Annotated in this window: 12 protein-coding genes; 6 read left to right on the forward strand and 6 right to left on the reverse strand. The window is 63.9% G+C overall.

Annotated features, from left to right (window positions below; translation table 11 throughout):
* From NGJ21_RS20520 to NGJ21_RS20535, 4 genes are read right to left on the reverse strand one after another with little or no spacing between them, the layout of a single operon-like run.
* Window positions 1-1,014 (reverse strand): XdhC family protein, encoded by a 1,014-nt coding sequence (locus NGJ21_RS20520; protein WP_046786062.1) that lies wholly within the window; start codon window positions 1,012-1,014, stop codon window positions 1-3.
* 13 nt (window positions 1,015-1,027) lie between these two features.
* The gene (locus NGJ21_RS20525; RefSeq protein ID WP_174141123.1) at window positions 1,028-2,374 is read right to left on the reverse strand and encodes a c-type cytochrome; all 1,347 of its coding nucleotides are present in this window, start codon (window positions 2,372-2,374) and stop codon (window positions 1,028-1,030) included.
* Between the two features lie 18 nt (window positions 2,375-2,392).
* Window positions 2,393-4,642 (reverse strand): xanthine dehydrogenase family protein molybdopterin-binding subunit, encoded by a 2,250-nt coding sequence (locus NGJ21_RS20530; protein ID WP_174141124.1) that lies wholly within the window; start codon window positions 4,640-4,642, stop codon window positions 2,393-2,395.
* A complete protein-coding gene (locus tag NGJ21_RS20535) occupies window positions 4,642-5,097 on the reverse strand; it encodes a (2Fe-2S)-binding protein (protein WP_046786065.1) in 456 nt (151 codons plus the stop codon). The genes NGJ21_RS20530 and NGJ21_RS20535 overlap by 1 nt, the downstream gene beginning before the upstream one ends.
* Before the next feature lie 259 nt (window positions 5,098-5,356).
* Between NGJ21_RS20535 and NGJ21_RS20540 the strand changes: the two genes are divergently transcribed.
* Entirely contained in the window at window positions 5,357-7,543 is a 2,187-nt protein-coding gene (locus NGJ21_RS20540) for an OsmC domain/YcaO domain-containing protein (RefSeq protein WP_251962585.1), read from the forward strand.
* Entirely contained in the window at window positions 7,540-8,301 is a 762-nt protein-coding gene (locus NGJ21_RS20545) for a hypothetical protein (RefSeq protein WP_251962586.1), read from the forward strand. The genes NGJ21_RS20540 and NGJ21_RS20545 overlap by 4 nt, the downstream gene beginning before the upstream one ends.
* Here the strand turns inward: NGJ21_RS20545 and NGJ21_RS20550 are convergent.
* Window positions 8,298-8,597 (reverse strand): hypothetical protein, encoded by a 300-nt coding sequence (locus NGJ21_RS20550; RefSeq protein ID WP_251962587.1) that lies wholly within the window; start codon window positions 8,595-8,597, stop codon window positions 8,298-8,300. The two genes, NGJ21_RS20545 and NGJ21_RS20550, sit on opposite strands and share 4 nt — an antisense overlap.
* A 178-nt stretch (window positions 8,598-8,775) precedes the next feature.
* Between NGJ21_RS20550 and NGJ21_RS20555 the strand changes: the two genes are divergently transcribed.
* The 4 genes from NGJ21_RS20555 (at window position 8,776) to NGJ21_RS20570 (ending at window position 11,830) form a co-directional block, all read left to right on the forward strand.
* Complete coding sequence (locus NGJ21_RS20555; protein ID WP_039601936.1) at window positions 8,776-9,204, forward strand: DUF2231 domain-containing protein; 429 nt, start codon at window positions 8,776-8,778, stop codon at window positions 9,202-9,204.
* Complete coding sequence (locus tag NGJ21_RS20560; RefSeq protein ID WP_251962588.1) at window positions 9,201-10,493, forward strand: PQQ-dependent sugar dehydrogenase; 1,293 nt, start codon at window positions 9,201-9,203, stop codon at window positions 10,491-10,493. Before NGJ21_RS20555 ends, NGJ21_RS20560 begins: the two co-directional genes overlap by 4 nt.
* A gap of 75 nt (window positions 10,494-10,568) precedes the next feature.
* The gene (locus NGJ21_RS20565) at window positions 10,569-11,147 is read left to right on the forward strand and encodes a hypothetical protein (RefSeq protein WP_039601934.1); all 579 of its coding nucleotides are present in this window, start codon (window positions 10,569-10,571) and stop codon (window positions 11,145-11,147) included.
* Window positions 11,148-11,311: 164 nt separating this feature from the next.
* Window positions 11,312-11,830 (forward strand): DMT family transporter, encoded by a 519-nt coding sequence (locus NGJ21_RS20570; protein ID WP_251962589.1) that lies wholly within the window; start codon window positions 11,312-11,314, stop codon window positions 11,828-11,830.
* Here NGJ21_RS20570 and NGJ21_RS20575 read toward each other — a convergent pair whose 3' ends face one another.
* Window positions 11,831-12,739 (reverse strand): LysR family transcriptional regulator, encoded by a 909-nt coding sequence (locus NGJ21_RS20575; RefSeq protein WP_251962590.1) that lies wholly within the window; start codon window positions 12,737-12,739, stop codon window positions 11,831-11,833.

The raw sequence follows: 12,739 nt of genomic DNA on the forward strand, positions 1-12,739 counted from the left end.
TCATGCACTGGCTTCCCGAGCCCGCTTGGCCTTGGTCACATCGACCGCGCTGGGCAAGGCAACGCCGTTCTTGATGGCAAGAACCTGCGCCATGACGCTGACCGCGATCTCTGCAGGGGTCTTGCTGCCGATATAGATACCGATGGGGCCATGCAGGCGTTCGAGTGAGGCTTGCGTCTCACCGAAGTGCTCGATCAGCCGTTCGCGGCGCAGCTGGCTGTTACGCCGGGAACCGATCGCACCGATGTAGAAGGCTGTGCTGTGCAAGGCTTCGAGCAGGGCCAGGTCGTCCAGCTTGGGGTCATGGCTCAGGCCAATGATGCAACTGCGCAGGTCGGGGGCAAAGGCCCTGACCACATCGTCCGGCATGCCGACTATCTTCTCCACGCCCGCGACATTCCAGCCATCCATGTATTCGCGGCGAGGGTCGCAAACGGCCACCTTGAAGCCGTTGAACAGCGCCATGGTCGCCAGGTACTCGGCCAGTACCCCGGCACCGATCAGCAGCATGCGGTAGCCGGGGCCCAGGGTATTGACCATGCGTTGGCCATCGAAGCTGAACTGCTCGGGTGCGTGCGTGGCGGCCAGGCTTACGCCACCGGTGCCGAGGTCCAGCTCGCGACGGACCAGGTTGCCAGCGTCCAGCTGCGGCAGAAGCTGCTCAAGGCTGGGCAATGAAGGGCTGAACTCGAGTATCAGCTCCAGGGTCCCGCCGCAGGGCAGGCCAAAGCGATGAGCCTCGTCGGCACTGACGCCATAACGCACCACGCGCGGCGGCCCTTCCGGCATGCCTTCGCCGTTGTAGGCAGTGGTGTAGCGGTGCACCAGGTCATCCTCGATGCAGCCACCGGAGACGCTGCCAATGACCCTGCCATCGCCACGCAGGGCCATCATCGAGCCCACCGGCCTGGGCGACGAACCCCAGGTGCGGGCTACGGTCGCCAGCAGCACCCGCTCGCCGGCCTGGAGCCAGTCACGGGTGGTGCGCAGGACCAACAGGTCGATGCTTTCCATTGACAGTGTTTCCTCAGCGCATGTGCAAGATGATCGGGCTGCTGCTGGCCGGGTCGGTATCCCCGCGCAGCTTGCTGACGGCCTGCGCGTCGACCGCACCGCCGTGGTTGCCCCAGGTACTGCGGACAAAGCTCAGCACCTGGGCGATCTCCTGGTCCGACAACTGCTCGCGGAACGCAGGCATGCGGTAGGCATCCGGCAGCCCGGCGGCGACGATCCGTTGCGAGCCATTGAGGGTGATGTTGATCGCCGAAGCATTCTCCTTGGCCAGCGCCGAGGTGGCCCCCGCCAGCGGCGGCATCCACTCTGCCTGGCCCTTGCCATCCAGGCCATGGCACGTAGCGCAGCGGGTCACGTAGGTGTGGGCGCCGGGGCTGTTCAGGCGTTCACCGGCAGACACTGCCTGATACTGCCACGGCGCGCCGTCACGTTGGGGGTCGGCCGGCAACGATTTGAGGTAGCGGGCGATCGCTGCCAGGTCGTCATCGCTCATGAACTGGGTGGAATTGTTGAACGCCTCGGTCATCGACCCATAGACCACCGCATGCTGGTTGCGCCCGTGCTTGAGGAACTGCACGATCTGGGCCTCGCTCCAGCGGCCCAGGCCGGTGTTGTGGTCGTTACGCAGGCTGGGTGCGTACCAGCCATCGAGCAGCGCGCCGGCCAGGAACGCTTTGCCACCTTCATCCAGGGCTTTTTCGTTGAAGGCCAGGCCCCGTGGGGTATGGCAACTGCCACAGTGGCCGGGGCCCTGAACGATGTAGGCGCCTCGGTTCCACACCGCGTCCTGCGCCGGTTTGGCTGCATAAGGTTCGTCTGCTGCGAACACGCCATTCCACAGTGCGATCGGCCAGCGCATGTTCAACGGCCACGGGATATCGCTGGGGATGTTCGCCTGTTGGGCAGGCTGTACGCCTTTCATGAAGAAGGCATACAGCGCCCGCACATCGTCATCGCTGAGCTTGGCATATGAAGGGTAGGGCATGGCGGGGTACAGCCGCCGTCCGCCTGGTGCGACGCCGTGGCGCACAGCGCGGTCGAAGTCGGCAAGGCTGTAATGGCCGATGCCGGTCGCGGGGTCGGGAGTTACATTGGTGGCGTGTATCGCCCCCAGCGGTGTGGCCATTTCCAGCCCACCGGCAAATGGCTTGCCGTCGGGCAGGCTGTGGCAGGCGACACAGTCGCTGAGCCTGGCCACGTACTCACCACGGCTGACCAGCGCCGGGTCGAAGCTGGCGTTCTGTTCGGTGACGAAGGGCGAAGCGGGCTCACGGGTGACATACCAGGCCAGCAGGCCTGCAGCGACCAGGCACGGCAGCGCCAGCCAGCCTGCGGTTCTTGCGAATCGACTGTGGGTCATGTGGCGGTCCTTGTCCGGTCAGCTGAAGGTATGGCGGCTCATGGGCAGGCTGCGGATGCGCTGGCCTGTGAGTTGCGCCACCGCGTTGGCCACTGCTGGCGCCACCGCAGGCAACGGCGGCTCGCCAATGCCCCCCATCTTCGCGCCGCTTTCGACAATGCGCACATGCACCCGGGCCATGCGCGAGGCTGGCAGGATCGGGTACAGGTCGTAGTTGCGCGCGCGCGGCTTGCCATCGATGTATACGGCTTCCTCAACCAGCGTCTGCGACAGGCCAAGGGCCACGGCGCCGTTGACCTGGGCTTCGATGATCGCTGGGTTGACGATGCTGCCGGGGTCGATCGCCTGCCAGATGTCGTGAACCTTGACCTGGCCATCTTCGATCGATACTTCGGCGATCACGGCGGCCTCCGAGCCGAACGGCGAAGCCATGGCCACACCACGCGCCCGCTTGCTGCCGTCTTCAGCGGTGAACGGCCCGCGCTTCCAGCCACCGGACAATTCACCCACCGCTTGCAGCAGGTTGGTCAGGCGCGGGTTGTCGCGCAGCAGGTGCAGGCGCAACTCAAAGGGGTCTTTACCGCCTTTGTCAGCCAGCTCGTCCAGGAAGGACTCATAGAAGAAATCGTTCAGCGAGTTGCCCACCGAGCGCCAGTAACCCAGCATGGCCGGGCCCTTGACGTAGATCTGTGCGATGCGCTTGTTGGCGATGGCGTAGGATTTGCCCGACAGCCCTTCGAGCGCCGTCGGGTCGATTTTCTCGCCTTGCTTGCCCGCCAGGGCCTCGGTCGGCCCCTCTGTGGCACTCACCGCTTCGATAGCCACTGGCAGGCCATCGGCATCCAGCCCTGCGCGGAACTTGACCACCGCAACCGGCCGCAGCACATCGCGCAGGAATTCTTCCTCGCGGCTCCAGATCAGCTTGACCGGGCGGCCGACGGCCTTGGCCAGCAAGATGGCCTGCGGGTAAGGGTTGGCCGAGTCATACAGGAAGTGGCGACCGAAGAACCCGCCCAGAAGCGGCGAGTGCAGGGTGATCTGTGCAGGATCCAGGCCGGTGCGTTTGGCGATGTCGTCACGGAACATGTCCGGCGCCTGGTTGGGCAGCCAGACCTCCAGCGAACCGTCGGGGTTGAAGCGCGCCAGTGCCGACGGCGGCTCCAGCTGGGCATGGTTGAGGTACTGGTTGTGGTAGGTGGCTTCGACCTTGGTCTTGGCATTGCCCAGTGCTGCGGCCACATCGCCTTCGCTTTCGTCGTCCTTGGCGGGGCCTGTCTGGGCGGCCAGGTGCTCGCGCCAGGCATCGCTGGAGAAGTCGGCGGGCATCGCGCGTACCTGGCTGTCGGCGCCCGGCTCCTGCCAGTCCACCTGCAGCGCCTCGACCGCACGCTTGGCGTGCCACCAGCGTTCGGCCACCACGGCAACGGCGCCTGGCAATTGATGCACCGAGTGCACGCCTTTCATGGCCTTGACCTGGTCTTCGTTGCGCAGGCTGCCTACGGTCATGCCCAGGCGCGGGGCATGCTGCACAGCGGCGTGGAGCATGCCGTCGAGCGTGATGTCGATGGTGTAGAGCGCTTTGCCGGTGGATTTGTCGTAGGCATCGACACGGCGCACCGGCTTGCCGATCCAGCGGAACTGGCTGGGGTCGCGCAGCGTGATGCCCGCTGGGTTCGGTACCGGCAGGTCCATGGCCCGTTCAGCCAGCTCGCCATAGGCCAGCGAACGGCCCGAGGCGGCGTGCAGCACTTTGCCAGGTTCGGTGGACAGCTCGCTCACCGGTACGCCCCATTGCTCGGCGGCGGCTTGCAGCAGCATGGCCCGGGCGAGGGCGCCGAGGCGGCGCATGGTCGGGTAGCTCATGCGCACCGACATGCTGCCGCCGGTGATGCGCATGCCGTTTTCCATCACTACGTAGGCTTCGCCCGGCGGGGCACTGTCGACCACGAACGTGGCAGGGTCCGCGTCCAGTTCTTCGCCGACGATCTGCGCCATGGCGGTGTAGGTGCCTTGGCCGCCTTCCATGAACGGGCAGAGCAGGCGTACCGTGCCGTCCTGGCGGATTTCCAGGAATGCAGGTACCTGGGTGCCGCGTTCCTGGGCAGCGGCCGTCGCCGCTTGGACCCGGCTGACGCCCAGCGGCAGGCCGAAGCCCAGGACCAGGGCGCCTACGGCGGTACCGGCGAGAAAGCGCCGACGCGACAGGTTGACCGTTTCGCCCGGCGGCAGGTCGAGCAGCGCTGCAGGGTTATCGACAGGCGTATTCATCAGGCCTTCTCCCCTTGGGCGAGTTCGTGCACGGCGGCATGGATGGCGTTATAAGTGCCACAGCGGCACAGGTTGACCATCGCCGCATCGATTTGCGCATCGCTCGGTTGCGGGGTGTGCTTGAGCAGCGCGGTGGCCGCCATCACCTGCCCGGACTGGCAGTAACCGCATTGGGCCACCTGATGCTCGACCCACGCGGCCACCACGCGCTTGCCCACCGCGTCGGCCTCGATGGCTTCGATGGTGGTCACTTCACGCCCGACCACCCCGGCCACCGGCGTGACACAGGCGCGCACCACATTGCCGTCCACCAGCACCGAGCAGGCGCCGCACTGTGCCAGGCCACAGCCGTACTTGGTGCCGGTCAGGCCGAGGTCGTCGCGGATCACCCACAGCAACGGCGTGTCGGCGTCGGCCTCGACCTGGTAGGTCTTCTGGTTGATTCGAAGTTCCATGGCTCACCTGCTGATCATCGGTTGTGATTATGTTGCCGTGCAGGGAATACGTTGTTCCCCAATCCGCAAACGCTAGCACAGCGGGGTGAGCGGCGGCCTGCCGTGTACGGCAGGTTCAGAGAATCAGGCAAGCAATCCGGCGAAATGCGCAATCAAGTGCCGCAGCGGTGGGCGGCACAGACAAACAGGACTTCCAGCCGAAAAAACCGGATAATGCCGGCCAATTTCGTTTTGCACGCTTAAATCACGGTGTTCCCGCATGGAAATCAAGGTCAACTTTCTCGACAACCTTCGTCTTGAAGCCAAATTCGACGACTTCACGGTGATCGCCGACCAGCCGATCCGCTACAAAGGCGATGGCTCGGCCCCGGGGCCGTTCGACTATTTCCTTGCCTCATCGGCCCTGTGCGCCGCCTATTTCGTCAAGCTGTACTGCCAGACCCGGGATATCCCTACCGAAAACATCCGCCTGTCGCAGAACAACATCGTCGACCCCGAGAACCGCTACAACCAGATCTTCAAGATCCAGGTCGAGCTGCCGGAGGACATCTCTGAGAAGGACCGGCAGGGCATCCTGCGCTCCATCGACCGCTGCACGGTCAAGAAAGTGGTACAGACCGGCCCCGAGTTCATCATCGAGCAGGTGGACAACCTCGATGCCGACGCCCAGGGCCTGCTCATGCCGGTGGCCGACACCACCACCTACATCGCCGGCAAGGACCTGCCGCTGGAGCAGACCATCGCCAACATGTCGGGCCTGCTCGCCGGGCTGGGCATGAAGATCGAGATCGCCTCGTGGCGCAACATCGTGCCCAACGTCTGGTCGCTGCACGTGCGCGATGCGCAGTCGCCGATGTGCTTCACCAACGGCAAGGGCTCGACCAAAGAGGCCGCGCTGGCCTCGGCGCTGGGTGAATTCATCGAGCGTTTGAACTGCAACTTCTTCTACAACGACCAGTTCTGGGGCGAGGACATCGCCAACGCGCCGTTCGTGCACTACCCCAACGAGCAGTGGTTCAAGCCGGGCCCCAAGGACGCGCTGCCAGCCGAGGTCCTCGACGAATACTGCCTGCAGATCTACAACCCGGACGGCGAGCTGCGTGGTTCGCACCTGTATGACACCAACTCGGGCAATACCGCGCGTGGCATCTGTTCGCTGCCGTTCGTGCGCCAGTCGGACGGGCAGGTGGTGTACTTCCCGTCCAACCTGATCGAAAACCTGTTCCTCAGCAACGGCATGAGCGCAGGCAATACTCTGGCCGAAGCGCAGGTGCAGTGCCTGTCGGAGATCTTCGAACGGGCCGTGAAGCGTGAAATCCTTGAGGGCGAGTTGTGCCTGCCGGATGTGCCGCAGGAGGTGCTGGCCAAGTACCCAGGCATCGTCGCAGGCATCCAGGGGCTGGAAGAGCAGGGCTTCCCGGTGCTGGTCAAGGACGCGTCGCTGGGCGGTGAATTCCCGGTCATGTGCGTGACCTTGATGAACCCGCGTACCGGCGGCGTGTTCGCCTCGTTCGGCGCGCACCCAAGCTTGGAGGTGGCGCTGGAACGCAGCCTTACCGAACTGCTGCAGGGCCGCAGTTTCGAGGGGCTCAACGACTTGCCGCAGCCGACCTTCGAAAGCCACGCGCTGACCGAGCCGAACAACTTCGTCGAGCACTTCATCGATTCCAGTGGTGTGGTGTCGTGGCGCTTCTTCAGCGCCAAGGCCGACTTCGAATTCGTCGAGTGGGACTTCTCCGGCCATGGCGAAGACTCCAACCTCCAGGAAGCCGCGACCCTGTTCGGCATCCTCGAGGGCATGGGCAAAGAGGTGTACATGGCTGTGTACGACAACCTCGGCGCCAACGCCTGCCGCATCCTGGTACCGGGTTACTCGGAGATCTACCCGGTCGAGGACCTGATCTGGGACAACACCAACCGTGCCCTGGGGTTCCGTGCCGACATCCTCAACCTGCACAGCCTGGACAACCGTGCATTGCGTGCGCTGCTCAAGCGCCTGGACAACTGTGAGGTGGACGACTACACCACCATCACCACGCTGATCGGTGTCGAGTTCGATGACAACACGGTGTGGGGCCAGTTGACCATCCTTGAGTTGAAACTGCTGATCTGCCTGGCGCTGAAGCGTTTCGAGGACGCCAAGGAGCTGGTCGAGGCGTTCCTGCAGTTCAACGACAACACTGTCGAGCGCGGTTTGTTCTACCAGGCCCTGAATGTGGTGTTGGAAGTGGTGTTGGATGATGAGCTTCAGATGGAGGACTACGAGGCCAATTTCCGCCGCATGTTCGGCAACCTGCGCATGGATGCAGTGCTGGGTTCGGTGGACGGTAGCGTGCGCTTCCATGGCCTGACCCCGACCAGCCTGAAGCTGGAGGGGCTGGACCGCCACCTGCGCTTGATCGAGAGCTACAAGAAACTGCATGCCGCCCGGGCCAAGGCGGTGTGACAAGGCTCGAGCCGCTCGACCTGCCTCTTCCCGATTACCCCGCACCGGGCCTGATTGGCGAGGCCCTGTACCTGCGCTACGCGGCCTTAATGGCGCAAGCGGCTAATAGGTCCGCGCCGCTGGCCGATGACGCAGTGCGTCATGAAGGCCGGCGCCTGGCCAGCGATCTGCTGGGCCAGGCAATCACCTTGGGTAGCAGCAAAGCCCACGAAGGTTCGGATGAGATCTACTGGTTGGTGCAGAGCGCTGCTATCGCCTCCTTGTTCGCCGATGGCGCCCAGTGCGCCGAATTTGCCCGGTACAGGCAGCACGTGGCCTATTACTCGGAAGGCTGCCGTACGGCGGGGCAGGTCAATGCTTTCGACCGCTACGTGGCCGCCAACGGCCAGCCCTCAGTCGAAGACGAGGTGCAGTCCCGCTCAGCGGATGACCACTACCGGGTAATGGTGAGGCCGTGGGAGGCTGGAAATACGCATTGGGTCTATTCCCCGCGTGTTCTCGATACCCACCAAGGCACTTGCCTGCTGAGCTTCCAGGATACCTGTTGGTCAGCGGACGTCAGCACCTGGCATAGCGGCTCGACCGTCGAACTGGCATTGCGCAAGTACCCAAGCCACCGCGCGCGCGACGGCATACGCGTGATCATCGACTGTACAAAACGGTGTGCGCTGCTGGAGGCCGGCGGTGAAATCGAACTGGCGGATCTGGAAGCCGTGCTGGACGCCCGGCTTGAGGGGGCGGAACCCGGCAGCCGCTAGTTCTTGCACTTGGCCACGACCACCTGGCAGGTCCTGGGCGTTCCGCCGGACCGGCCGGCATAGCGGATGCAATTGTTCATCGACTTGTGGCGGGCCATGCTCAAGGTATCGCCCCACGCCAGGCCGCCTTCTCCCATAGTGGGCACGGCCTTGGCGAAACAGTTCGAGCCCAATGCCGCTGTCTGGTAGCGAGCCTGGCTGTGCTTGTTCGAACATCCGGCAGTCAGTGCCATGCTGAGGCTAAGCAGGGCATATGCGGCCCACAACGCGTACGGTCGTGCTTTATCAGCGCTCATGCCATTTGCCTCTGGTGGAAAGGGGGTGAAGTCTTTCAGGATATTTCTATCAAGCCAAGCGGTGAACTAACCGGACGTCAAGGTGATCCTTTGCTAAGCGCACCCCGCGCACGCCTGACGGACCGGGCACTCGCGCCTGTCCGCCAGCCCCGGGTCACTGACTGAGTAAGGAGGCGCCGTGACCGCTACCGAGCAAACCCTCTACCGATGCACGCCCAGCCCGCTGCACGCAATCTTGCTGGCCGGCACGGTCCCGCTGTTTCTTGGCGCATTGCTGAGTGACATAGCCTACTTCAAGAGCTACCAGATCCAGTGGAGCAACTTCGCCTCCTGGTTGATTGCCGGCGGCCTGCTGTTCTGCGGGCTGACGTTGCTGTTCGCGCTGGCCAACCTGGTCCGCGCCGAGCGCAAGGGCGGGCGGCCAACGCTGTACTTTCTGCTGTTGCTGGTGACTTGGGTACTAGGGCTGGTCAATGCCTTCGAGCACGCCAAGGATGCCTGGGCAGTGATGCCTGCGGGCCTGGTGCTGTCTTTGATCGTGACCGTGCTGGCCTGCGTAGCGGCCTGGCTGGGTATGAGCAACCTGCGTTCGGGAGGTGCGGCATGAAACCTTTGCATGCATTGCCTGTATTGAGTGTAGCGCTGTTGTTGAGCGCCTGCGGTGGGGAAGGCGAGGCCACCCAGGCCCTGGGCCCCGACCCGAAATTGCCGGCCCCCGAGCGTGGCCTGTTGCCGAGCATGAAGATCGCCCAGCCCGCACACTGGGGCGAGCAGAAGCCGACCGTGCCTGAGGGTTACAGCATCACAGCCATTGCCACTGACCTGAAAATCCCGCGTCAGAGCCTGGTACTGCCCAACGGTGACATTCTGGTGGCCGAAGGCCGGGGCGGCAGTGCGGCCAAGCTCAAGCCCAAGGACGTCATCGCCAGCCAGATCAAGGCCAAGGGCAATACCCAGGTCAAGGGTGGCAACCGCCTGACACTGCTGCGCGACGCCGACGGCGATGGCACCTACGAGGTGCAGATGGTGTTTGCCGAAAACCTCAACGCGCCTTATGGCCTGGCCTTTGCCGATGGCAAGCTGTACGTGGCCAACCAGGACGCGCTGGTGCGTTTCGACTATCAGGAAGGCCAGACCCAGGCGGGCGGCCCGCCGACCAAAGTCACCGACCTCCCGGCCCAGATCAATCACCACTGGACCAAGGCGTTGACCATCAGCCCCGATGGCCGCTACCTGTATGTGGGTATCGGCTCGAACAGCAATATCACCGAGCGGGGCATGGAAGCCGAAGTCGATCGCGCCATGGTCTGGCAGGTAGACGCTGCCACCGGCGCGCACAAACCCTACGCCACCGGCTTGCGTAACCCGACGGCGCTGGCCATCCAGCCTGGCAGCGGGCAGTTGTGGACCGTGGTCAACGAGCGCGATGAACTGGGCCCGGACCTGGTGCCGGACTACCTCACTTCGGTGCGCGAAGGTGGCTTCTATGGCTGGCCCTACAGCTACTGGGGGCAGAACGTCGATGAGCGGGTGAAACCGCAGAACCCGGACAAGGTGGCTGCCGCAATCAAGCCCGATTACAGCCTCGGTTCGCATGTGGCCGCGCTGGGCGTGGACTTTTCCATACCGGCCATGGGCGAGCGCTTTGCCGACGGCGTGTTCGTCGGCGAGCACGGCAGCTGGAACCGGCCAAACCCTGTGGGCTACAAGGTGATCTTCGTGCCGTTCAGCAACGGCAAGCCTGCCGGTGAACCGATCGACTTCGCCACCGGCTTCCGGGCCGAGGATGGCCAGACTCGCGGCCGGCCGGTCGGTGTGACGGTTGACCCTCGGGGGGCACTGATCATCGCCGATGATTTGGCCAATACCGTATGGCGGGTCACGCGCAATCGGTAAGTCCAGCTATGGTGTAGGAGCGGCGCGTGAAGCGTTCACGCGCCTGTCCGGTCTTGAACACAGGGAAGCAGGCCTATGAATGCTCTTTGTACACTCGCTCGCGCTGTTGCGCTTGCCACGCTCGTCGGTACCGCCAGTTACACGGTGCAGGCTGCCGATATACCCATTGCCAGTGAAGCACTGGAAAGTCATGTGACCACTCAGGTCACCGCCATCGACCAGGCCAACCGGCAGGTCACGGTCAAAGGCCCTGACGACAAGGACGTGACGTTCCAGCTCACGGAAAAGGCCAAGGCGCTGCCCAACCTCAAAGTCGGTGACCAGGTCGATATCTACGTGACCCGTGCGGTGGCCTATGTACTCAACACAGAGGTGGGCGGGGCGCCCAAAGCCAGCGATGAGTCTGGAACCATCCGCGCCACCAAGGACAACCCCAACCCGGGCGGTGAGGCATTCCGCCAGGTGCGGGTAACGTCGCAGATCAAGAAGATCGATCTCAAGACCCATGAGGTCAGCCTGCTACCGCCGGAAGGCAAGTTGCAGGTGGTCAAGGTCGAGGACCCTGAGCTGCAGGCACGAATGAAAAACCTCAAAGTCGACCAGACGGTCGATGCTATCTACACCGAAGTACTGCGGATAGAGACATCCCGCTGACCTATCGCCGGCCCGGTCGGGGGGGCGATCCCGCGACCGGGCCGGCATCATTGATCGGCATCCATCATCCATGTGGCGAATAATCTGAGTGCAGGATTTCGATTTCCATAACCTCCGTGGATTTGCGGATGATGTACCGACCCTGTCTTCAGATGAGTGCACCTATGCCTAACAAGGCCCTGCTTATTGCGTTTCTTCCCTTGGTTTTGGCGCTGCTCGCCGGAGTCGTGCTGCCCTACCAGGCCGCCAGCAACGCGGCCGTTGGTCGTGCGCTCGGGCACTGGCTTTGGGGCGCCTTCACGTCATTGACGGTCAGTTCTGTGGTGGTCATCGCAGCCTTGCTGATCCTGCGGGTACCGCTGCCCGACCTGGGCAAAGCACTGCAAGGCCCATGGTGGCTGTGGATCGGCGGGGTGCTTGGCGCACTGTACGTAGCCGCTGCCGCCGCCTTGACCCCTAAGCTTGGAACCGCGGGTTTTCTGGTGCTCGTGGTGGCGGGGCAGATTCTGACGTCGGTGATTGTCGACCATTTCGGGCTGATGGGCGTTGCCAGCAAACCCGTGAGCCTGCCCAGGCTTGCGGGGGTGGTTCTGATACTCGTTGGGGTGTTCCTGGTACAGAGCACCTGGGCCGCAAGCCCGGCGACTGCCAAGACGGCCATCGTCAAACAGCCCGAAGCCTGATCAGCGGCCGGGCTGGCAACAGGCCCAGACCGTCTCCCGCAGCCAGCGATGCCCTGGATCGCTGTCTTTTCTGGTGTGCCAGGCCTGCTGATAGGCCAGGTTTGGAATTGCCAAGGGTGGTGCGAACTGGCGCAGGCCCTTGTGTGGGCGCATCGGGCCCACCGCTCGCTTGGCCACGGTAAGGATCAGGTCGGTGCCGCCGAGCACCTCGACGGCGGCGCTCCAGTGCGGCAGCGCCAGGGCGATGCGCCGGCGCAGGCCCCGTGCACCCAGCGCGCGCTCGATCTCGTCATGGGCGTCCGGGCGCATGGCCATGAGCACGTGCGGCCGTGCCAGCCAGTCATCCAGTGCAAGGCCACCTTTGGCTGGCAACACCTGACGGTCGGCGATGCTGACGAAGCTGTCCTCGAACAGTGTCTGCGCGGTAATGTCCTGGGGCAGCTCAGGAAAGATGCCCAAGGCGAGGTCGAGTTCGCCATCGAGCAACTGCGCCATCATCGCCTCGCGGCTGGCCTGGCTGATGGCAAGGTCCACGCCCGGTGCTGCCTGTCGCAGGTGACGGACCAGTGGCGGCAGGATGATCCGCGAGGCGTAATCGGACAACGACAGGCGGAACCTGCGCTGAGTCAGAGCGGGTTCGAAGCGTGGAGTGGCCAGCAGGCTGTTGAGGCTGCCCAGCGCGTCCTGCAAGGGTTTGATGAGGGACTGGGCGCGTGCGGTCAGGGCCATGTGACCGTTCTGGCGGATCAGCAGCGGGTCGTCGAAATGTGCGCGCAGTTGCGCCAAGGCATGGCTGACTGCCGGTTGGCTGCGGTGCAGGCGGATGGCAGCGCGGGTCACGTGTTTTTCGCTGAGCAGCGCATGCAGGGCCAGCAGCAGGTTGAGGTCGATCTTGCGCAGTTCATCCAT

The sequence above is a fragment of the Pseudomonas sp. Marseille-Q5299 genome (genome assembly GCF_943737035.1).
In the GTDB taxonomy this organism is placed as follows: Bacteria; Pseudomonadota; Gammaproteobacteria; order Pseudomonadales; family Pseudomonadaceae; genus Aquipseudomonas; species Aquipseudomonas putida_E.